At 71.9% G+C, this 19,265-nt stretch carries 22 protein-coding genes; 10 read left to right on the forward strand and 12 right to left on the reverse strand.

Annotation, left to right across the window (positions count from 1 at the left end; all coding sequences use genetic code 11):
* Positions 1-81 precede the first annotated feature (81 nt).
* Positions 82-861, reverse strand: a complete 780-nt coding sequence (locus ACTMVF_RS17780; RefSeq protein WP_441272019.1) for a DeoR/GlpR family DNA-binding transcription regulator — start codon at positions 859-861, stop codon at positions 82-84.
* 133 nt (positions 862-994) lie between these two features.
* Between ACTMVF_RS17780 and ACTMVF_RS17785 the strand changes: the two genes are divergently transcribed.
* Both ACTMVF_RS17785 and ACTMVF_RS17790 read left to right on the forward strand, forming a co-directional pair.
* Positions 995-1,876, forward strand: coding sequence for an SIS domain-containing protein (locus ACTMVF_RS17785; protein ID WP_441272020.1), 882 nt, complete (start codon positions 995-997; stop codon positions 1,874-1,876).
* A gap of 29 nt (positions 1,877-1,905) precedes the next feature.
* Positions 1,906-2,775 carry a class II fructose-bisphosphate aldolase gene (locus ACTMVF_RS17790; protein WP_441272021.1) on the forward strand — a complete coding sequence of 290 codons (870 nt, stop codon included), beginning with the start codon at positions 1,906-1,908 and terminating at the stop codon, positions 2,773-2,775.
* Between the two features lie 31 nt (positions 2,776-2,806).
* Here ACTMVF_RS17790 and ACTMVF_RS17795 read toward each other — a convergent pair whose 3' ends face one another.
* Complete coding sequence (locus ACTMVF_RS17795; RefSeq protein ID WP_441272094.1) at positions 2,807-3,940, reverse strand: methyltransferase; 1,134 nt, start codon at positions 3,938-3,940, stop codon at positions 2,807-2,809.
* A 77-nt stretch (positions 3,941-4,017) separates the two neighbouring features.
* Between ACTMVF_RS17795 and ACTMVF_RS17800 the strand changes: the two genes are divergently transcribed.
* Together ACTMVF_RS17800 and ACTMVF_RS17805 are read left to right on the forward strand one after the other, a co-directional pair.
* Positions 4,018-4,674, forward strand: a complete 657-nt coding sequence (locus tag ACTMVF_RS17800) for an alpha-ketoglutarate-dependent dioxygenase AlkB family protein (RefSeq protein ID WP_441272022.1) — start codon at positions 4,018-4,020, stop codon at positions 4,672-4,674.
* A 36-nt stretch (positions 4,675-4,710) separates the two neighbouring features.
* Positions 4,711-5,949, forward strand: a complete 1,239-nt coding sequence (locus ACTMVF_RS17805; RefSeq protein ID WP_441272023.1) for an ROK family protein — start codon at positions 4,711-4,713, stop codon at positions 5,947-5,949.
* 116 nt (positions 5,950-6,065) lie between these two features.
* Here ACTMVF_RS17805 and ACTMVF_RS17810 read toward each other — a convergent pair whose 3' ends face one another.
* Positions 6,066-6,353 carry a hypothetical protein gene (locus tag ACTMVF_RS17810; RefSeq protein WP_031483953.1) on the reverse strand — a complete coding sequence of 96 codons (288 nt, stop codon included), beginning with the start codon at positions 6,351-6,353 and terminating at the stop codon, positions 6,066-6,068.
* 84 nt (positions 6,354-6,437) lie between these two features.
* Between ACTMVF_RS17810 and ACTMVF_RS17815 the strand changes: the two genes are divergently transcribed.
* Positions 6,438-6,887, forward strand: a complete 450-nt coding sequence (locus ACTMVF_RS17815; RefSeq protein ID WP_441272024.1) for an RpiB/LacA/LacB family sugar-phosphate isomerase — start codon at positions 6,438-6,440, stop codon at positions 6,885-6,887.
* Here the strand turns inward: ACTMVF_RS17815 and ilvY are convergent.
* Entirely contained in the window at positions 6,874-7,725 is an 852-nt protein-coding gene (gene ilvY, locus ACTMVF_RS17820; protein WP_441272025.1) for an HTH-type transcriptional activator IlvY, read from the reverse strand. The genes ACTMVF_RS17815 and ilvY overlap by 14 nt on opposite strands.
* Before the next feature lie 90 nt (positions 7,726-7,815).
* Between ilvY and ACTMVF_RS17825 the strand changes: the two genes are divergently transcribed.
* Positions 7,816-9,285 carry a ketol-acid reductoisomerase gene (locus tag ACTMVF_RS17825; RefSeq protein ID WP_441272026.1) on the forward strand — a complete coding sequence of 490 codons (1,470 nt, stop codon included), beginning with the start codon at positions 7,816-7,818 and terminating at the stop codon, positions 9,283-9,285.
* Here the strand turns inward: ACTMVF_RS17825 and ACTMVF_RS17830 are convergent.
* From ACTMVF_RS17830 to ACTMVF_RS17840, 3 genes are read right to left on the reverse strand one after another with little or no spacing between them, the layout of a single operon-like run.
* Positions 9,282-9,731: a tautomerase family protein gene (locus ACTMVF_RS17830; protein ID WP_441272027.1), complete on the reverse strand. Its 450-nt coding sequence runs from the start codon at positions 9,729-9,731 to the stop codon at positions 9,282-9,284. The genes ACTMVF_RS17825 and ACTMVF_RS17830 overlap by 4 nt on opposite strands.
* 30 nt (positions 9,732-9,761) lie before the next feature.
* A complete protein-coding gene (locus ACTMVF_RS17835; RefSeq protein WP_441272028.1) occupies positions 9,762-10,340 on the reverse strand; it encodes a DUF4865 family protein in 579 nt (192 codons plus the stop codon).
* Positions 10,341-10,352: 12 nt separating this feature from the next.
* Positions 10,353-10,943 carry a TetR/AcrR family transcriptional regulator gene (locus ACTMVF_RS17840; protein WP_441272029.1) on the reverse strand — a complete coding sequence of 197 codons (591 nt, stop codon included), beginning with the start codon at positions 10,941-10,943 and terminating at the stop codon, positions 10,353-10,355.
* Between the two features lie 215 nt (positions 10,944-11,158).
* Here ACTMVF_RS17840 and ACTMVF_RS17845 point away from each other — a divergent pair, with 215 nt between their 5' ends.
* Genes ACTMVF_RS17845 through ACTMVF_RS17855 form a run of 3 tightly spaced genes read left to right on the forward strand, consistent with a single transcriptional unit; the run spans position 11,159 to position 14,756 of the window.
* Positions 11,159-11,440 carry an SHOCT domain-containing protein gene (locus tag ACTMVF_RS17845; RefSeq protein ID WP_441272030.1) on the forward strand — a complete coding sequence of 94 codons (282 nt, stop codon included), beginning with the start codon at positions 11,159-11,161 and terminating at the stop codon, positions 11,438-11,440.
* Positions 11,437-12,189 (forward strand): ABC transporter ATP-binding protein, encoded by a 753-nt coding sequence (locus ACTMVF_RS17850; protein WP_441272031.1) that lies wholly within the window; start codon positions 11,437-11,439, stop codon positions 12,187-12,189. The genes ACTMVF_RS17845 and ACTMVF_RS17850 overlap by 4 nt, the downstream gene beginning before the upstream one ends.
* A 5-nt stretch (positions 12,190-12,194) precedes the next feature.
* Positions 12,195-14,756, forward strand: a complete 2,562-nt coding sequence (locus tag ACTMVF_RS17855; protein ID WP_441272095.1) for an ABC transporter permease — start codon at positions 12,195-12,197, stop codon at positions 14,754-14,756.
* Between the two features lie 238 nt (positions 14,757-14,994).
* Here the strand turns inward: ACTMVF_RS17855 and ACTMVF_RS17860 are convergent, their stop codons facing one another.
* Both ACTMVF_RS17860 and ACTMVF_RS17865 read right to left on the reverse strand, forming a co-directional pair.
* Positions 14,995-15,531, reverse strand: a complete 537-nt coding sequence (locus ACTMVF_RS17860; RefSeq protein ID WP_441272032.1) for an ATP-binding protein — start codon at positions 15,529-15,531, stop codon at positions 14,995-14,997.
* A gap of 184 nt (positions 15,532-15,715) precedes the next feature.
* Positions 15,716-16,039, reverse strand: coding sequence for a hypothetical protein (locus tag ACTMVF_RS17865; RefSeq protein WP_302002917.1), 324 nt, complete (start codon positions 16,037-16,039; stop codon positions 15,716-15,718).
* A 342-nt stretch (positions 16,040-16,381) separates the two neighbouring features.
* Here ACTMVF_RS17865 and ACTMVF_RS17870 point away from each other — a divergent pair, with 342 nt between their 5' ends.
* Positions 16,382-17,506 (forward strand): PLP-dependent cysteine synthase family protein, encoded by a 1,125-nt coding sequence (locus ACTMVF_RS17870; RefSeq protein WP_441272033.1) that lies wholly within the window; start codon positions 16,382-16,384, stop codon positions 17,504-17,506.
* A 10-nt stretch (positions 17,507-17,516) separates the two neighbouring features.
* On the opposite strand, the gene ACTMVF_RS17875 is transcribed toward ACTMVF_RS17870, so the two are convergent.
* The 3 genes from ACTMVF_RS17875 to ACTMVF_RS17885 are packed head-to-tail and all read right to left on the reverse strand — an operon-like array spanning position 17,517 to position 18,991.
* On the reverse strand, positions 17,517-17,996 hold the full coding sequence (locus tag ACTMVF_RS17875; RefSeq protein WP_441272034.1) for an SRPBCC family protein: 480 nt from the start codon (positions 17,994-17,996) through the stop codon (positions 17,517-17,519).
* A 58-nt stretch (positions 17,997-18,054) separates the two neighbouring features.
* A complete protein-coding gene (locus tag ACTMVF_RS17880; protein ID WP_441272035.1) occupies positions 18,055-18,180 on the reverse strand; it encodes a Cys-every-fifth RiPP peptide CefA in 126 nt (41 codons plus the stop codon).
* On the reverse strand, positions 18,161-18,991 hold the full coding sequence (locus ACTMVF_RS17885; protein WP_274236726.1) for a DeoR/GlpR family DNA-binding transcription regulator: 831 nt from the start codon (positions 18,989-18,991) through the stop codon (positions 18,161-18,163). The genes ACTMVF_RS17880 and ACTMVF_RS17885 overlap by 20 nt, the downstream gene beginning before the upstream one ends.
* Positions 18,992-19,265: the final 274 nt, after the last annotated feature.

The raw sequence follows: 19,265 nt of genomic DNA on the forward strand, positions 1-19,265 counted from the left end.
AGCCTCCCTGGCCCGCCATGCGCCTCGATCCCAGCGTAGGTGGAATCGGCGGGGCGGGGGCCGGGACCGGGGAGAGGACTCTCAGACCGCGATGACCGTCAGCCCCGCCTCTTCGAAGCGCCGTACGGTGTCGGGTGCGGCCGCCGTGTCCGTGACCAGCGTGTCCACCGCGTCGGCCGCGCAGATCCGGGCGAACGCCCGCCGGCCCAGCTTGCTGGAGTCCGCGGCCACGACCACCCGCTCGGCCCGCTCGCACAGCAGCCGGTTGATCGCCGCCTCCGCCTCGTCGTGCGCGGCGGCGCCGTGCGTCACGTCGAGGGCGACGACGCCGAGCACCGCCACGTCGATCGTGATCTGGGCCAGCACCGCGTCCGCGAGCGGACCGATGAGCTCGTACGACTGGGGGCGCGCCACCCCGCCGGTGAGCACGATCTTGAACTGGGGTCGCACGGCCAGCTCATTGGCGATGTTGAGCGCGTTGGTGACGACGGTGAGCGCGGGTGAGCCGGACGCCAGATCGCTGCGCACGGCCAGGGCCCGCGCCACCTCGGTGGTCGTCGTGCCCCCCGTCAGCCCCACCGCCTCGCCGGGCGCGACGAGGTCGGCCACCGCCTTGGCGATGCGCTGCTTCTCGGAGGCGTGGCGGGCCGTCTTGTAGCGCAGCGGAAGTTCGTACGACACCCCGTGCACGACCGCTCCGCCCCGCGTACGCACCAGCATCTGCTGCTCGGCGAGCTGGTCGAAGTCGCGGCGGATCGTGGCGGCCGACACCTCCAGCTCGGCGGCCGCCTCCTCGACGTCCAGCCGGCCCCGCTCGACGAGCAGCTCCAGCAGCGCCTTCCAGCGGGCGTCGCGCGACATCCGCCCTCCATTCCTCGATCTCCCGGCGACCCTAGCGCACGCCTCTCGCGGCGGAATGCTTGATTCTGCTCGAAGTGTGCGGCTATCTTGCAAGAACAATCATCCACGGGCTGGAAGTGCGGAGGGCGGCGGCATGACGCATGTCGAGGACGAGCTCAACAGCCAGCCCGAGTGCTGGACGCGCGCCGCGGCGGAGGCGGCCGGCCTCGGCGGGGTGCTTCCGGCGCCGGGGGAGCGGGTCGCGGTCGTCGGCTGCGGCACGTCGTACTTCATGGCGCAGGCCTTCGCCGTGCTGCGCGAGGGATCGGGCCAGGGGGAGACGGACGCCTTCGCCGCGTCGGAGTTCCCGCCCGGGCGGGCGTACGACCGCGTCGTCGCCCTCACCCGCTCCGGTACGACGACCGAAGTGCTGGACCTGCTGCGACGGCTGGAGGGACACACGCGTACGACGGCGCTCACCGCCGACCCGAACACACCCGTCATGACGGCCGCCGACGAGGTCGTCGTCCTCGACTACGCGGACGAACGGTCCGTCGTACAGACCCGGTTCGCGACCACCGCCGTCACCCTGCTCCGCGCCCACCTCGGCCTGCACACCGACGAGGTCGTGGCCGACGGCCGCACCGCACTCGCCGGCGAACTGCCCGAAGGGCTCGTGGAGTGCGGGCAGTTCACCTTCCTCGGGCGTGGCTGGACCGTGGGGCTGGCCAACGAGGCCGGGCTGAAGATGCGCGAGGCGTCGCTGTCCTGGACCGAGGCCTACCCGGCCATGGAGTACCGGCACGGTCCCATCAGCATCACCACGAGCGGCACCGCGACCTGGATGTTCGGCGAGGCGCCCGAGGGGCTGGCCGAACAGGTGCGCTCCACGGGCGGGTTGTGGATCGAGGGCCGTCTCGACCCGCTCGCCGAACTGGTCCGCGCCCAGCGGCTCGCGGTCGCCGTCGCAGCGGCCCGCGGCCTGGATCCGGACCAGCCGCGCCACCTCACCCGCTCGGTGATCCTCGCGCCCTGAAGCCCCGGGACTCCTGGAAAGGACAGGCCGTGCCCCTCGTCACCACCGGCGAGCTCGTCACCCGGGCCGCCACAGCCCGCTCCGCAGTCGCCGCGTTCAACATCATCACCCTGGAGCACGTCGAGGCCGTCATCGCCGGTGCCGAGTCGATGGGGGCGCCCGTCGTCCTCCAAGTCAGCGAGAACGCCGTCAAGTTCCGCTACGGACGGCTCCTCCCGCTGGCCCGCGCCGCCGTCACCGCCGCCGAACGCGCCACCGTCCCCGTCGCGCTGCACCTCGACCACATCCAGAGCGACAGCCTGCTGCGCCAGGCGCCGGAGGCCGGGTTCAGCTCCGTGATGTACGACGCGTCCCGTCTGCCGTACGCCGAGAACCTCGCCGCGACGAAGGCGGCCGCCGACTGGGCGCACGCTCAAGGCCTCTGGATCGAGGCGGAGTTGGGGGAGGTCGCCGGCAAGGACGGCAAGCAGCCGCTGGACGCCCATGCGCCCGGCGCGCGTACCGACCCCGCCGAGGCCCGCGCCTTCGTCACCGACTCCGGCGTGGACGCGCTGGCCGTCGCCATCGGCAGCGTCCACGCGATGACCACGCGCACCGCCGCCCTCGACCACGACCTCCTCAAACGCCTCACCGCCACGCTCGACGTCCCCCTGGTCCTGCACGGCTCCTCCGGCGTACCGGACGACGAACTGACCACCGCGATCGCGGGCGGCATCGCCAAGGTCAACGTCGGCACCGCCCTCAACCAGGCCATGACCGGCGCGATCAGGGAGTTCCTCGCCGCCCACCCCGAGGCCGTGGACTCCCGTAAATACCTGAGCGTCGGGCGGGAGGCGATGGTGCGGACAGTGGCGGAGATCCTCCGGACCGTCGCCGACCCGGCCACCGCCACGCCGTGACGGCTACCGCTTGGCGGCCATCGCCTGGCGACTACTTCTTGACGGCCTTCAGCACCACGAACTTCCGGTCGCTCGCGACCAGTTGACTGTTGCCGAACAGCCGCCGCAGCTTCACGTGATAGCCGAGATGCCGGTTGCCGATCACCCACAGCTCACCGCCCGGCCCGAGCGCGCGCCGCGCCCCCGTGAACATCCGCCAGGCCGTCGCGTCGGTCGTCGCCTGGTGGGAGTGGAACGGCGGATTGTTGAGCACGAGGTCGACACTCCCGGCCGGCACGCCCGCCAGCCCGTCCCCGACCCGGAACTCGGCGTGCCCCTGCACGCCGTTCGCCCGGTACGTCGCCTCCGCCGAGGCCACGGCCTGGAACGACTCGTCCACGAACAGCACCTCGGCCTCCGGGTTCGCCAGCGCCACCGCCGTACCGACGACGCCGTTGCCGCACCCGAGGTCCACCACCCGCCGGGCGCCCTTCCCGTCCGGCAGGTGCCCCAGGAAGAACCGCGTACCGATGTCGAGCCGGTCGGCACAGAAGACACCCGCGTGATTGACGACCGTGCGCCCCGAGACCGGGCCGATGCCGTCGGGCAGCGTGTAGGTGTACGGCCACGGGTTGGCGGGCCGCTCCCGCGACGGCTCGGGCGTGCAGAAGATCAACCGGGCCTTCTTCTCGGCGAGCGAGGTACGGGTCGGGCCGAGGATCCGCTCGAACAGCTGGAGCGTCGAGGTGTGGATCTCCTTCACCATCCCGGTGCCGACCACCACCGTGCCCTCGTGCACCGAGGGCGCCAGCCGCAGCAACTGGTCCTCCAGCAGCGCCAGGCTCTTCGGCACCCGCACGAGCAGGACGTCGATGCGCTCCGGCGGCGGGTCCTGCGTGGTGAGCAGCCGGACGGAGCCCGTCTCGACGCCGGCGCGGGCGAGGTTGGCCCGGGCCGCCTCCTGGGTCAGGTAGGAGTCCGTGATCTGTACGGGCTGGTGCGCCGCGAGCGCCGTGACCAGGGCGCCCCAGCGGTCACCGACCACCACGACCGTGCCGGACAGCGGCGTCTCCCGCTCCGCCAGGTGCCTGAGGAGGTATTCGTCGGAGGCGTCCCAGGCACGCAGCCTGTCACGCGGGTCCTCGGGGAAACGGGTCAGCGCGAGCTCGCCCCAGGGCGTCGTCATACGGTCGTTCATCGTGCGTCAAGGCTAGCTGAGCCGCAGCTCACGGCGGGTGGGGCCGGTGGGGGAGGATGGAAGGCATGGACGCCGAGCTGTTCCCCCGGGAACGTACGCAGGTCGCGCCGGGCGCGGTGCACGTGCCCGGCTGGCTCGATCCGGACCGCCGGCGCGAGCTGCTGGACGCCTGCCGCGAGTGGGCCCGACCACCGGCCGGGCTGCGCACGGTCCACACGCCCGGCGGCGGCACCATGACCGCCCGACAGGTCTGCCTGGGGTGGCACTGGTACCCGTACGCCTACGCCCGCACGGCCGTCGACGGCGACGGCACCCCGGTCAAACCGTTCCCCGACTGGCTGGGCGAGCTGGGCCGGCAGGCGGTGCGGGACACGCTGGGCGAGTCGGAGGCGGCGTACTCGGAGACGCCGTACGACATCGCCCTGATCAACTTCTACGACGCCGACGCCCGCATGGGCATGCACCGCGACAGCGACGAGCAGTCGGACGCCCCGGTGGTGTCCCTGAGCCTCGGCGACACCTGCGTCTTCCGCTTCGGCAACACCGAGAACCGGGCCCGGCCCTACACGGATGTCGAGCTGCGCAGCGGTGATCTGTTCGTGTTCGGCGGTCCGTCGCGGCTCGCGTACCACGGCGTGCCGAGGGTGTACCCGGGCACCGCACCGCCGGAGTTGGGGCTGACAGGGCGGTTGAACATCACGCTCAGGGTGAGCGGGCTGTAGGCCGCCGCATCTGCGGATCATGGGAGACTCGCCCTCATGAGCGGCAAGGCGGACCCCCGGCCGGCGGGGGAAGGAACCACCTCGAGGACGCGGCTGGACCGGGGGCGCGGTGCGCTCGGACCCGCGTTGGAGCTCGTCCACACCGGACGCGCCCCCACGCGTGCCGTCCTCACCGCCGAGCTCGGCGTGACCCGGGCCACGGCCGGCGCGGTCGCCGCCGAGCTGGAGGCGCTCGGGCTGATCCGGGTCGATGCCCGGCCCGGCGCGGCGGCCGGTTCGCAGGGGCGGCCCTCGCACCGGCTGGCGGTCGCCGAGGACGGGCCGGTCGTCCTCGCCGCACAGGTGCACGCCGACGGCTTCCGGGCGGCGCTGGTCGGCCTCGGCGGCCGTATCGTCGCCACCGCACCCGGCTGTGAGACGGTGGACGCCGATCCCGCCAAGGTCCTCGGCTCGGTCGTGGAGGCGGGCGCCGACCTGCTGCGCGCGACCGGACTGCGCTGCGTGGGCGCCGGGCTCGCCGTACCGTCCGCCGTCGCGGAACCGGACGGCCTGGCGCTCAACCCGCTGCACCTGGCCTGGCCCGTGGGCGCGCCGGTGCGCCGGATCTTCGCGGAGCGCGTGCGGGAGGCCGGGATCACCGGACCGGCGTTCGCCGGCAATGACGTCAACCTCGCCGCCCTCGCCGAGCACCGGCACGGCGCGGGTCGCGGCGCCCGCCACCTGCTGTGCGTGGCCACCGGGCACCGGGGCGTCGGTGGCGCCCTCGTGCTGGACGGCCGTCTGCACACCGGCAGTTCGGGCCTCGCCCTGGAGGTCGGCCACCTCACCGTGAACCCCGAGGGCAGACCCTGCCACTGCGGCAGCCGCGGCTGCCTCGACGTCGAGGCCGACCCGCTGGCCCTCCTCACGGCGGCCGGCCGCGAGCCGGGCCCCGAGGTCAACCTGCTTCAGCAGGCCAAGGAGCTGATCCGCACCCAGTACGAAAACCCCGCGGTCCGCACGGCCACCGAGGCCCTCATCGACCGCCTCGGCCTGGGCCTGGCCGGCCTGGTCAACATCCTCAACCCGGACCGCATCATCCTCGGCGGTCTCCACCGCACCCTCCTGGACGCCGACCCCGACCGCCTGCGCGCGGTCGTCGCCGACCGCAGCCTGTGGGGCCAGAGCGGCGGCGTCCCGATCCTCGCCTGCACCCTCGACCACAACAGCCTGGTCGGCGCCGCCGAGTTGGCCTGGCAGCCGGTGCTGGACGATCCGCTGGGGGCACTGACCTAGGGCCTGACTGACAATTCCCGCCCGCCTCGCGGCGCCCGCCCTCCGGGCGGACGACGGGAATTGTCAGACAGGCCCTAGGTCCCCCCGGATCGTCCCGGAGTCGCGGACCCTGGGTCTCAGGCCTCCTCCGCCGTCTCCAGGATCCGCGTCCGGGGCGCACCGGCCAGCGCCGGCGCGTTCTCCGAGGAGGACCACACCCTCGTCCTGAGGAACCCCAGGAACCGTTCGGCGTCGGCCACCTCGTCGAAATCCAGGTCCACGACGACGTAGGCGGGGTCGTCGACCGGCCGCTGGACGCGGTGGTGCCGTACGCCCGCCTCGGCGCGCTGCGGGGCGAAGCGGTCGAAGGCCGACTTCCAGGTGGCGAAGTCCTTGATCGGGTGCTCGATGTGCAGGGTCGGCATGGCTCCTCCTCGGCCGTTTCCGCCGGTCACCTCCATGCTCGGCCGCGAGCCGAGCGGACGCATGCCCGGCGGTAGGCTCAAGACATGCGGATCTCCGTCTCCTCGGACATGGACGAACCTGTGGCCCGCCTCCTCGTCGACGAGTTGCGCGGCCGCGGCCACGACGTCGTCACCCACGGCGCGCTGAGCCCCGGCGACGACCCCCAGTGGGCCGCCTGCTCCGAGGCGGCCGCCCGCGAGGTCGCCGCCGGGACGGCCGACCAGGCGGTCGTGTGCTGCTGGACCGGCACGGGCGCGTCGATCGCCGCGAACAAGGTGCCGGGTGTACGGGCCGCCCTGTGCACGGACGCGTACACGGCGGACGGCGCCCGCCGCTGGAACGACGCCAACGTACTCGCGCTCAGCCTGCGTCTGACGTCCGAGCCGTTGCTCAAGGAGATACTCGACGCCTGGTTCGCGGCCGAGGCCAGCGCGGACGCCGCGGACCGGGAGAACGTGGCCCGCGTCGGCCGCATGGACCTCAGGGAGCCGTGAGGCTCCACAAGGCGGCCACCAGCGGTCGGCGCAAATCGGCCCGCCGGACGCACAGCCCGATCGGGAACGGCTCCGGCGGCGGATCGGCGGGGACGACCGACAGCCGGTCGCGCACCGCACTGTGCTCCAGTACGAGACGCGGCACCACACCCGTGCCACACCCCAGGGCGACCAGCGTCAACAGTCCTTCGTGGCCGTCGGGTTCGCAGACCACCTCGGGTGTCGCTCCGCGGGTGCGGAACCAGCGGTCGGCGGCCTCGCGGACCAGCCCGCGGTGGGGCAGGACGAACGGCCCGTCGAGGCCGGGGTCGGGGCGGTTCCGCGCGGTGACCAGGACCAGCTCGGTCACGGCGACCGTCCGGCCGACCAGCGGCTCGGGCAGCCGCGCCGGGATCCCCGCGACGGCCACGTCCACCTCGCCCTCGTCCAGCCGGGCCAGCGCCGCCGCCGCGTCACCGGTGCGCAGATCGAGCCGTACCTGGGGGTGGGCGGTGCGGAACGGCGCCAACAGGTCGGGCAGCAGCGCCTGACAGGCGGTGACCGTGGCGAACACGGCCAGTCGGCCGGTGAGTTCGGCCGGGTCGGGGTGCTCCTCGCGGTAGGCGCGCCACAACTCCAGCGCCTGATCGGCGTATTCCCGGAAGCGGTGCCCCTCGGCCGTGAGCGACACCCCCCGCGGGCCACGGTCGAACAGCCGGTGCCCGAGATCGGCCTCCAGCCGCTGCACGGTCCGCGTCAGCGTCGCCGGGCTGACATGGCAGTCGAGGCTGGTCCGCCCGAAATTCAGCGTCTGCGCCAGATGCAGGAAGAGACGTAGGTCCCGATGATCGTCGCGCACAGCTTCCGACCTCACTGTTTCATATCCTGCAACACTGCGCTGCACAAGTTGCGCTTGCTGCAACACTCGCGTGGAGCCTACAACTCGACCATGACCTCCACCACCTACACCTCCCGCGTCTTCCCCCTCGAATCGATGGACGTCCCCGGCGGCACGGAGACGATCCTGCGCGGCGGCCGGCAACTCTTCCCCCTCCTGCCGCAGGCCTTCGCCGGCGTCCGGCGCATCGGCGTGATCGGCTGGGGCCCGCAGGGCCGCGCCCAGGCCCGCAACCTGCGTGACTCCCTCGCCGGCACCGACATCCAGGTGGCCGTCGGACTGCGCCCCGGCTCCGGCTCGGCCGCCGACGCCCGCGCCCACGGCTTCACCGAGGAGGACGGCACACTCGGCGACTGGCTCGCCGTCACCGCCGACAGCGACCTGGTGATCCTGCTGATCGCCGACGCCGCGCTCGCCGCCCACCATCGGGAGATCTTCGCGGCCCTGAAGCCCGGCACCGTCATCGGCCTCTCCCACGGCTTCCTGCTCGGCCATCTGCGGGAAACGGGCGGGGAGTTCCCGCCGGGGCACGGGGTGATCGCCGTGTGCCCCAAGGGGATGGGCGACTCCGTGCGCAGGCTCTACGAGCAGGGCGCGCAGATCAACGGCGCCGGGATCAACAGCAGCTTCGCCGTGCACGCCGACCCGGACGGCTGTGCCGGCGACCTCGCGCTCGGCTGGTCGGTCGCGCTGGGCTCGCCGTACACCTTCCGCACCACGCTCGACAGTGAGTACCTCTCCGACATCGTCGGCGAGCGCGCCATCCTGCTCGGCGCCGTCCATGGCATCGTCGAGAGCCTGTACGGCCGTTACCGCCTCGCCGGGGACGACGAGGTGACCGCGTACGAGCGCTCCTGCGAGAACGTCACCGGCCCGATCGCCCGCACCATCTCCCGAGCCGGTCTGCGGGCGGTGCGCGAGGGCCTGAACTCCGACGGTCGGTCTGTCTTCGACCGGGCGTACACGGCGACGTACGGGCCCGCCCGCGAGATCGTCGCCGAGATCTACGACGAGGTCGCCGACGGCACCGAACTGCGCAGTGTGATCCTGGCCGAACGGCGGCTCGGCGTACGCCCGATGAGCAGGATCGGCGGCTCACCGATGTGGGCCGCCGGCGACGGGGTGCACGCCCGGCGGGCCGAACGCGAACTCTCCGTCGACCCGTTCACCGCCGGGGTGTTCGTGGCCACGATGACCGCCCAGATCGACGAGTTCGCCGAGCGCGGCCACCCCTGGTCGGAGATCGTCAACGAGTCCGTCATCGAGGCCGTTGACTCACTGCTGCCCTACATGCACGCCCGGGACGTGGCCCACATGGTCGACAACTGCTCCCGCACGGCCCGCCTCGGCGCTCGCCGCTGGGGCCCGCGCTTCCAGGCCGCCTACGAGCAGATCGCCTACCCGGCCGCCGAACACCCGGCGGACGCTGCCCTGTTGGAGGCCTTCGACACCCACCCGGTGCACGAGGCCCTGGCCGCGGCCGCGAAGCTCCGGCCGACGGTGGACATCGCCGTGGCCTAGGACGACGGTCCGGAGAGGGCGGGAGTGTCGACGGGGGCGGGCGAGTCGACGGGGGCGGGGGAGTCGGCGTACTGGGCCACTCCCTCGCCGAACGACCAGTTGATCGGCTCGTTCTCGATGAGGTTGACGAAAACGTTCCGCGGCTCGGTCCCCGCGTAGGCGTGGGCGAGTTCGGCGATCCGCCGGTACAGCGCCTGCTTCTGCGCGGGGGTCCGGCCGGAGCGCAGGGTGATCGTGACGTACACGAGGCCGTCGTCCCGGTGGATGCCGAGATAGTCGCTGTCGTAGCGCAGCGTGCTTCGGGTGCCGTCGTGCCCGACCAGCACCTGGAACCGGTCGTCGGCCGGGATTCCGACGGCCTCCACCAGGGCGTCGTGCACGGCACGGCCGAGGGCGTCCAGCCGCTCGGGGTCGGATCCCAGGGCGTCGATACGGACGAAGGGCATGTCGGGGGACTCCTTTCAGAGGGTGGGGTCTTACACCGTTTGTGGCAGCCGGGCCCGCCCCGGTTCGGACATGTGCAGGACCTCGTACACGTCACCGTCGGCCTTGGGCGTGTCGTGCTCCCAGAGTGAGAAGTGGACGACCTCCCAGCGGCTCGTGTCCACGGCAGCCGCCGAGAGCACCACGCCGCCCTCGCCTGCCAGCCGCCCGGTCTCTCGCGCCGCGTCCGCCATGGCATCGGTCAACCGCACACCGTCCGGCACCTGTTGGCGCCGCAGCACCGCGACCCGAGCGGGGGAGTCGGTGGCGCCGCCCTCCTCGTACGCCAGCCCGGACCACTGCCGGACCGACGGCCGCCCGAAGTCGTTGACGATCCCTTGGAACGGGCCGCCCCAGAGGAAGGAGTTCATGCCTGCCACGGTGTTCCAGAGATAGAACGGCGCGTACTGGTTGACCGGCGACCCGTGGACGCCGTGCTCGCGCATCAGATACGTCTTGAAGCCCAGGCCGTCCCATTCGTCCAGCAGGTGCCCCTTGCTCGCGACGCGGCGACGGATGATCTCCATGTCGTAGTCGGCGGGCAGGGTGAGCTCGTACTGCATCGCGTGCATCGGGACGCCCTCCTAGTGTTCCTGGTGCGGTGCGAGCAGGGAGAGCAGTCCCCGGACGCCCACGTCGAAGGCGGCGGGTGAACCGGACGCGCGGGCGAGGACATAGCCGCCCTGGACGGTCGCGACGATCGTCGCCGCGATCGACTCGCCGTCGAGCCCGGGCGCGAACTGGCCCAGTTCCTTGCCCTCCTCGACGATCCCGGCGAGCCGTTCACGCAGCCAGTCGAGCGTCTCGTCGACGGGCGCCCGCAGCTCGTCACTGGCGATCACGTCCGGATCCATGGTCAGCCGCCCGACCGGACAGCCACGCAGCACATCGCGCTCCCGTCGCAGATACGCCTCGATGCGCTCGTACGGCGTCCCCGGATCGTCGAGTACTCCCGCGGCGGTAGCCCGCATCTCCTCGGCGGTACGCCGGATCGCGGCCAGCGCGAGATCCGGCTTCCCCTTGAAGTGGTGGTACATGCTGCCCTGCCCGGCGCCCGCGCGCTCCAGGATGGCTTTGGGGCTGGTGCCCACATAGCCGCGCTCCCACAGCAGCTCACGGGTGGACTCGATCAGTCGGTCCGAGGTGTCCGAGGTGCTCATGCCCTCACTGTACATACTAGTAGTTACAGAAGTCGAGCCCTGATCGAGCCCTGGCCGAGCCCTGGTCAAGTCCTGGACGAGCCCTTCCGGAGCAGCGCAGCCCTGCCCCTCGTACTCCCCGCGAGGTACGCCCACTGCCGCTGGCCGTACGACGACCCGGGCCCCCTGCGGCGCGAGCCTCGAAGCATCACCGAACGAACCGTCCGAACCGACTCGGGAGATGACTTGAGATGCAGACCTTGGCTCACTTCACAGACGGCGGCCCCGGCCCCTGGATCCTGCTCTTCCAGCTGATCTGGGCGGCCATCGTGATCGGCGGCATCACGCTGCTGCGCCGCACGGTATGGCGTGGGCGCCGCGCCTCTTGGCGGCCCGCCGCCGATGACAACTCACCCATCACCGTACTCGGTCACCGCTTCGCCTCCGGCGAGATCGACGAGGACGAGTACTGGCGCCGACTGTCCGTCCTGGACGAGCAGTTCGGCCGTACCGGCAAGGGTGGTGCGGGATGACGACCACCACCGTCACCCGGACCGCCGCCCGGGTCGTCGACGCCGTGAAGGTGTACGGCACCGGCGGCACCAGCGTGAGGGCCCTGGACGGGGTGAGTGTCGGCTTCCCGGTCGGCCGCTTCACCGCGATCATGGGGCCCTCGGGCTCCGGAAAGTCCACCCTGATGCACTGCGCGGCCGGCCTCGACACGCTCACCTCGGGCACGGCCCACATCGGCGACACCGACCTGAGCAGCCTCGACGACCGCCGCCTCACCCTGCTGCGCCGCGACCGCGTCGGCTTCGTCTTCCAGGCCTTCAACCTGGTGCCGACACTGACCGTCGCCGAGAACATCACGCTGCCGCTGGACCTGGCGGGCGGCAAGGGCGACGCGGAGTGGATCGACGCGCTGATCGATGTCGTCGGCTTGCGCGACCGGCTCCACCACCGGCCCGCCGAGCTCTCCGGCGGGCAGCAGCAACGCGTCGCCGTGGCAAGGGCGTTCGCGGGGCAGCCGGACGTCGTCTTCGCCGACGAGCCCACCGGCAACCTCGACTCCCGCTCCGGCGAGGAGGTTCTCGGTCTGCTCGGCTGCGCGGTGCGTCAGACGGCCCGCACGGTTGTCATGGTCACCCACGACCCGGTGGCCGCCGCCCACGCCGACGAGGTCGTCTTCCTCGCCGACGGGCGCCTGGTCGACCGTATGGAATCCCCGACCGCCGACAAGGTCCTGGACCGCATGAAAGCCTTCGAGGTGTCGTCGTCATGACCGCCATGAACGCCTCCGTCCGCCTGAGCGTGTCCTCCCTGCGCGCCCACCGGCGCCGCTTCGCCGGTACGTTCCTCGCGGTGTTCCTCGGCGTGGCCTTCCTCGCCGGAACCCTCGTCATGGGCGACACGCTGCGCGCCGGCTTCGACACGATGTTCGGCAACGCCACCAGCGGTACGGACGCCGTCGTCCGCAGCGCCGACGCCATCACCACGCCCGGCGAGAGCGAGGGCGTACGCGAACCGGTCGACACGGACCTGGAGAGCACGATCGAGAAGGTCCCCGGCGTAGCGGCCGTCGCGCCCAACATCCAGGGCGCCGGCCAGCTCGTCGGCAGAAACGGCGACCCGATCGGCGGCCAGGGCCCACCCACCCTCGCCGGCAACTGGATCGCCGACCCCGAGCTCAACGCGTACCAGCTCGCCGAGGGCCGCGCACCGCAGAAGTCCGGCGAGGTCGTCATCGACCGTGGCACCGCCGAGCGCGGCGACCTGCACATCGGCGACACGACGACCCTGCGCACGCCTGACCCGATCAAGGTGACCATCGTCGGCCTCGCGACCTTCGGCGGCGAGGACGGCATGGCCCAGGTGACCTTCACCGGCCTGACCCGGGCCGACGCCGAGAAGTACCTCACGGCCGGGCCCGGCGAGGCGGCGAGCATCCAGGTGCGCGCCGGACCGGGCGTCAGCCAGCAGGAGCTGGTCGACGAGCTGACTCCCGTACTACCCAAGGGAATTGAGGCCATCACCGGCCAGGAGTCGGCCGAGGAGAACACCGACATGATCTCCAGCCAGTTCCTGACGATCTTCACCACCTTCCTCCTGGTGTTCTCCGGCGTGGCCCTGCTGGTCGCGACCTTCTCCATCCACAACACGTTCGCGATCGTCGTGGCCCAACGCACTCGCGAGAACGCCCTGTTGCGCGCCCTCGGCGCCTCACGCCGTCAGGTCACCGCGTCGACCCTCGTCGAGGCGACCGCCGTTGCCGTCACCGCGTCGGTGGCCGGCCTCGCGGGCGGCATCGGTATCGCGGCAGGCCTCCAGGCGCTGTTCCCGGCGATCGGATTCCCCTTCCCCGAGGGCGACTTGGTCATCAGCGCACTGTCCATGGCCCTGCCGCTCGCGGTAGGCATCATGGTCTGCCTCGGCTCCGCACTGCTGCCCGCCGCACGCGCCGGCCGCACCGCACCGCTGGCCGCCCTGCACGAGACGGCCGTCGACACCTCCGGCGCCTCCCGCCCCCGCGCCGTCACCGGCCTGGGCCTGCTGGCCCTCGCGGTCGGCACGACGCTCGGCGGTGTCCTGGTGTCCCCGTCCATCTGGCTGGCGGGAACCGGCGCCGTCCTGGCCCTGGCCGCCTTCGTGGTCCTCGGCCCGGTCGCCTCCACGACGGCCGTACGGATCCTCGGCGGCCCCCTCGACCGGCTGCGCGGCGTCACCGGCTCGCTCGCCCGCCGCAACGCCCTGCGCAGCCCGAAGCGGACGGCCGCCACCGCGAGCGCCCTGATGATCGGCGTGGCCGTGGTCTCCCTCTTCACGGTGTTCGGCGCCTCGCTGAAGGCGACCATGGACCAGACCGTGTCCAGGTCCTTCGCGGGTGACGTGGCCGTCAGCACCCCGTCGTTCGGCGCGGGCGGCAGCGGCCTGAGCCCTCGCCTCGCCGCCGCGGTCCAGCGGCTGCCCGAGGTGGACACCGCCGTCGGCCTCGGCCGAGGGGTCGCCGAAGTGGACGGCAAGGGACGCGCGCTGACGGTCACCGACCCGGTCGCCCTGCAGCGCACCTTCGACCTCGGCGACGTCCGGGGCTCCCTGCGCGACCTCGGCACGGACGGCATCGCCCTCACCGAGCAGGAGGCCGACAAGCAGAACCTGACGACCGGCGACAAGACACATCTCACCTTCACCGACGGTCAGCAGCAGACCTTCACGGTCCGCGCGGTCTACGGCCGGTCCGAACTCGCCGGCGACTACGTCATCACCCGCGACGCCTGGGCCCCGCACCGCACCCAGGACGCCGACACCCTCCTCGCCGTCTCCTTCAAGGACGGCGTCGGCGCGGACGAGGGCAAGGCGGCGGTGGAGAAGGTCGCGGTCAAGTACGGCAACCCCGAGGTGCAGACCCGCGACGAGTACGCACAGTCCTCGGCGGGCGGCATCGACATGATGCTCACCCTCGTCTACGCACTCCTCGCCCTCGCGGTGCTCATCGCCCTCCTCGGCATCGCCAACACCCTCACCCTGGCGATCCACGAGCGCACCCGCGAACTGGGCCTGCTGCGAGCCGTGGGCCAGACCCGCTCCCAACTGCGCGCGATGGTCCGCTGGGAGTCGATCCTGGTGGCAGCCTTCGGCACGGTCGGCGGCCTCGCCCTCGGCGCCTTCCTCGGCTGGGTCCTGGTCAAGGCCTCCGACGGCGCGAGCGACAGCGCCTTCGCGTTCGCGCTGCCGCCCTTGCAACTCGCGGTGGTGGCACTGGTCGGCCTCACGGCCGGAGCCCTGGCGGGCCTGCGCCCGGCGCGCCGGGCGGCACGCCTGGACGTACTACGGGCGATCGCCACCGAGTGAACCTCGCCGGGGTGGCCGGATGGCAGGGCGGCAGGGCAGCTCTTGCCGACCCAGGGCCACTCGATGGCCAACCCAGCCAACGGCAAGGGCCCACCAACCTCACTGGACCAAGGACACCGGCCATGAGGGAGCCGAAGGGCGCGCCGGTGTCGAGGGGGCGAACGCGCGGAGGCGCGGAGCGCTGAGCACGATCGCCGCCTCGACACCGGCTGAGAGCGCCCGTAGGCGACCGAACAATTCAGGCAGGAGCACGTTCGGGCCTGCGCAGGTCAACACGCGCCCCGACCTCCGCGAACCGCCGCGCAGGCTTCTCCACGGCCGCCCGCTGCGGCGACCGCGAGAGCCCGGCCCGTGCCGCGGCGCCGGGCGTCGGAAGCGTGAACCAGACGACCTTGCCCGCGTCCCCGTCCGGCCGCACGCCCCAGCTCTCGCTGACCGCGGCCACCATCGCGAGGCCACGCCCGCAGGTGGCGAGCGTGTCGACGCCGTCGATGCCCTCGACGTCCGCCACGACCGGCAGACGCGGATCGTGGTCGCGTACCGAGACCGTCAGCCGGTCGAGCAGCAGCTCGATCTCGACGGTGCACGTCTTGTCCGGCTGGGCGTGCTGGTGGACGTTGGTCAACAGTTCGGTCACACCGAGCGCGGCGCGGTCTATCAAGGCGTCCAGATGCCAGTAGCGCAACTGCGCCGATACGATTCTGCGGACCTGGCCGATCCGCGACGGCAGGGCTTGGAGCTCCACCGTGCAGTGCCTGCTTGGGTACTTGATCACGGCTGCGACTCCCCGACTGAAGTGGTCCGGAAGAACACGGAGTACGGATCCAGCAGGGTGCTTGAAGGAAACGGCCGCCTGCTGTCGTGTCCGGCGGGCTGGTTCGCAGCGTTATCGCCGGTAAACCCAGAGTGACGTGAGACCAGAGTGACGCACGGGGTGCGGTAGCGCAACTCGCTGTGACTCAGCCCTTACGCCCGGCAGCCTTCCGCACGGCCTCTATGAACCGGCGCGCCGCAGGGGGGCCCGGCTCCCCCGGGGCGGGGTCGTGATCGCCCAGGGTCAGTGAGTAGCGGTTGCCGTTGAGGTCCGCCAGCGCCCGGTCGTCCGGGGCGAACCAGGGCTTGGACGCCCGCACGGCCTGCACCGGCGCGCTGTCGATCTCGCTGCCGTAGCTGGTGAGCAACTGCAGCCTGCCGTCGCTGATCCGCACCTGCCCGGCCCGGGTCAGCGAGCGCAGCCGCTTCCCGATCCGCACGCCCGTGGCCCTGAACTCCGGCTCCGCCATGCCCCGCCCCCTTAGTGCGCGTCGGTGTGCCGGCTCGTCCTGTCTGGTGTCGCCGGCCCTGGTCGTGATCCAGTGTGCCCCCCCGTGCGGGATCGCCGTCCCGTCCGGTGCAGTCTGCCCCCGTCCCGCGTCGAGCACCAGTACGCACGTCACGCCTGACCGGGGGCGCTCGGAGCACTCGCCCGAATGCGCCCCCGCAGACCCGGTGAGGCCAGCGGTCCAGGGATGCCTTTGAGGCTCTCAAAGGTGTGTTTATGCAGGTGAGAAGCGTGCGCAAGATGTTTATGCTCGAAGTGACGGCCGCGCGAGTCGCCGTGGCCGAACAGCACGAGGAGCACCGCCGTGAGCACCGTCCAGCAGATCCCGTCCGGCGTGACCCTCGACGTCGACCACAGCGACGCCGCCTACCGCGTCTGGCTGAAAGAAGCCGTACGCAAGGTCCAGGCCGACGCCAACCGCTCCGCCGACACGCACCTGCTGCGCTTCCCGCTGCCGGAGCAGTGGGGCATCGACCTGTACCTGAAGGACGAGTCGACCCACCCGACGGGCAGCCTCAAGCACCGCCTCGCCCGTTCGCTCTTCCTCTACGGCCTGTGCAATGGCTGGATCCGGCCGGGCCGCCCCGTGATCGAGGCGTCCAGCGGCTCCACGGCCGTCTCCGAGGCGTACTTCGCGAAGCTGATCGGCGTGCCCTTCATCGCGGTCATGCCGCGCACGACCAGCGCCGAGAAGTGCCGCCTGATCGAGTTCCACGGCGGGCAGTGCCACTTCGTGGACGACTCGCGCAGGATGTACGAGGAGTCCGCCCGCCTCGCGGTGGAGACCGGCGGCCACTACATGGACCAGTTCACCTACGCCGAACGGGCCACGGACTGGCGCGGCAACAACAACATCGCCGAATCCATCTTCCGCCAGCTGGAGTTGGAGCGGTTCCCGGAGCCCGCGTGGATCGTCGCCACGGCCGGCACCGGCGGCACCTCCGCGACCATCGCCCGGTACGTCCACTACATGCAGCACGACACCCGCATCTGTGTCGCCGATCCGGAGAACTCGTGCTTCTTCGAGGGCTGGACCACCGGCGATCCGGACGTCACCTGCGACTGCGGCTCCCGCATCGAGGGCATCGGCCGACCCCGTATGGAACCCAGCTTCGTGCCCGGCGCCGTCGACCGGATGATGAAGGTGCCGGACGCGGCGAGCGTGGCCGCCGTACGGGCCCTGGAGCGGGCCATCGGACGCAAGGCGGGCGGCTCGACGGGCACCGGGCTGTGGAGCGCGCTGAAGATCGTCGCCGAGATGGTGGCCGAGGGACGGCACGGGAGCGTGGTGACGCTGCTGTGCGACCCGGGGGACCGGTACCTCGACAAGTACTACTCGGACGTGTGGCTGGCCGAGCAGGGCCTGGACATCGCACCGTACTCGAGGGCCATCGAGCAGCTGCTGGCCACGGGCGTCTGGCCCGAGTGACCCGCGAGCCTCAGCGCGCCTCCGACGCCAGCCGTCGGTCCAGTGAGGTCACCGCGTCCCGGAACGCCCGGCCCAGTCCGGCCCGGGCGAGGCCGACGGTGAACCGGAAGGGCGCCGTGCCGTCCACCGCGAACGTCCACTGCACCCGCGTGCCCGCCCCGGCCGGGGCGAGCCGCCACTCCTCGACGACGGCCCGTGCGCCCGGCGCGTTGGTGACGTCGACGCGGTAGGCGTACACCTCGGGGCTCGTCGCCACGAGGATCGTCTCCTCGAAACGCGTACCGCCCCGGAGCCGGACCTCGCGCCGGCCTCCGCCGTCGAGCGGCCGGGCCAGCGTCACCGCCGAGAACCATTCCGTCCAGCCCGGCACGTCCTCGGCCAGCGCGCGGTAGACCCGCTCCGGGGGAGCGGTGATCTCCCGCGCGAAGACATGCCGTACGGGCGCGGCCTCGACGAAGTCGAGCCCCACCTCACGCAGCAGGTGAGCCATGGACGGAACCCCCTATGCCGACGCCGCACCGGGCAGCGTCACCATAGCTGGCGCCCCGTCAGATGTCTGCACGGCACATGTCTGTCCCGCACATGTCTGTCCCGCACATGTCTGTCCCGCACATGTCTGCACGGCACATGTCTGCACGGCACATGTCTGTCCTGTCAGAGATCCGCGCCCTCATCGGGCTCGCCCGCAACCACCAGCCGCCGCAGATGCTCCGCGATCTCCGAGCGCGCCTCGGTCTCGAGACCGGCGTCCGTCACCAGCGTGTCGACCTGCTCCAGCGCCGCGAACGAACTCAGCCCCACCACACCCCACTTGGTGTGGTCGGCGACCACCACGACCCGGCGCGCCGACTGCACCAGACGCCGGTTGGTCTCGGCCTCCGCGAGGTTCGGCGTGGACAGGCCGGCCTCGACCGATATGCCGTGCACACCGAGGAACAGCACGTCGAAGTGGAGCGCCGCGATCGCCTGGTCGGCCACCGGGCCCACCAGCGAGTCGGACGGCGTGCGCACCCCGCCGGTCAGCACGACCGTGGCCGCGCCCTGCCGGGGGCCCGACGTGCGCTGCGCGGCGTGGAAGACGTCGGCCACCCGCACCGAGTTCGTGACCACCGTGAGGTCGGGAACGTCGACCAGCTGGTGGGCCAGCGCGTACGTCGTCGTACCGCCCGACAGTGCGATCGCGCTGCCTGGTGCGACCAGCTCGGCCGCCGCCCGCGCGATGTCCTCCTTGGCCGTCAGCTCCAGACCCGACTTGGCCTCGAAGCCCGGCTCGTGCGTGCTCGCCTCGACCACCGGGACCGCACCGCCGTGCACCTTCTCCAGCACGCCTTGCCGGGCCAGCGCGTCGAGATCTCGCCGCACCGTCATGTCCGACACGCCGAGCTTGCGCGTCAGCTCGTTGACGCGGACCCCGCCCCGGCGCCGGACCTCGTCCAGGATCAGGGCGCGCCGCTGCTCCGCGAGGAGGTTCTGATTCTCGCTCACGTACGCTCCGGTCCTTTCGCCTCAAGCTGTCCGACACACCCTGCGCACCCGCTCTGATGAGGACATTCTCACCCCTCCCGGCGCGCGGGACGTCCCATCCTCGCACGGGTCGGTACCGGTGGCGCCACTGGCTGTCCCGACGCGCTCATGTCACTTCCGCATCTCGCGCTCCCCAGTCCTCCTCACAGATCGGGGGAGATTCCGTGAGGAGAGGTGTAAGGGACCCGCTCCGGGGAGATCCTTGTGCCCGCACGGACAGAAGCCGACGGCTCGT

Origin of the sequence: Streptomyces sp. SD31, assembly GCF_052068475.1 — a bacterium.
Classification (GTDB): Bacteria; Actinomycetota; Actinomycetes; order Streptomycetales; family Streptomycetaceae; genus Streptomyces.

Coding starts and splice junctions, on each gene's coding strand:
- ACTMVF_RS17780 (WP_441272019.1), bottom strand. CDS start 861: ATGTCGCGCGACGCCCGCTGGAAGGCGCTGCTGGAGCTGCTCGTCGAG.
- ACTMVF_RS17785 (WP_441272020.1), top strand. CDS start 995: ATGACGCATGTCGAGGACGAGCTCAACAGCCAGCCCGAGTGCTGGACG.
- ACTMVF_RS17795 (WP_441272094.1), bottom strand. CDS start 3,940: ATGACGACGCCCTGGGGCGAGCTCGCGCTGACCCGTTTCCCCGAGGAC.
- ACTMVF_RS17800 (WP_441272022.1), top strand. CDS start 4,018: ATGGACGCCGAGCTGTTCCCCCGGGAACGTACGCAGGTCGCGCCGGGC.
- ACTMVF_RS17805 (WP_441272023.1), top strand. CDS start 4,711: ATGAGCGGCAAGGCGGACCCCCGGCCGGCGGGGGAAGGAACCACCTCG.
- ACTMVF_RS17810 (WP_031483953.1), bottom strand. CDS start 6,353: ATGCCGACCCTGCACATCGAGCACCCGATCAAGGACTTCGCCACCTGG.
- ACTMVF_RS17815 (WP_441272024.1), top strand. CDS start 6,438: ATGCGGATCTCCGTCTCCTCGGACATGGACGAACCTGTGGCCCGCCTC.
- ACTMVF_RS17825 (WP_441272026.1), top strand. CDS start 7,816: ATGACCTCCACCACCTACACCTCCCGCGTCTTCCCCCTCGAATCGATG.
- ACTMVF_RS17830 (WP_441272027.1), bottom strand. CDS start 9,731: ATGCCCTTCGTCCGTATCGACGCCCTGGGATCCGACCCCGAGCGGCTG.
- ACTMVF_RS17835 (WP_441272028.1), bottom strand. CDS start 10,340: ATGCACGCGATGCAGTACGAGCTCACCCTGCCCGCCGACTACGACATG.
- ACTMVF_RS17840 (WP_441272029.1), bottom strand. CDS start 10,943: ATGTACAGTGAGGGCATGAGCACCTCGGACACCTCGGACCGACTGATC.
- ACTMVF_RS17845 (WP_441272030.1), top strand. CDS start 11,159: ATGCAGACCTTGGCTCACTTCACAGACGGCGGCCCCGGCCCCTGGATC.
- ACTMVF_RS17850 (WP_441272031.1), top strand. CDS start 11,437: ATGACGACCACCACCGTCACCCGGACCGCCGCCCGGGTCGTCGACGCC.
- ACTMVF_RS17855 (WP_441272095.1), top strand. CDS start 12,195: ATGAACGCCTCCGTCCGCCTGAGCGTGTCCTCCCTGCGCGCCCACCGG.
- ACTMVF_RS17865 (WP_302002917.1), bottom strand. CDS start 16,039: ATGGCGGAGCCGGAGTTCAGGGCCACGGGCGTGCGGATCGGGAAGCGG.
- ACTMVF_RS17875 (WP_441272034.1), bottom strand. CDS start 17,996: ATGGCTCACCTGCTGCGTGAGGTGGGGCTCGACTTCGTCGAGGCCGCG.
- ACTMVF_RS17880 (WP_441272035.1), bottom strand. CDS start 18,180: ATGAGGGCGCGGATCTCTGACAGGACAGACATGTGCCGTGCAGACATG.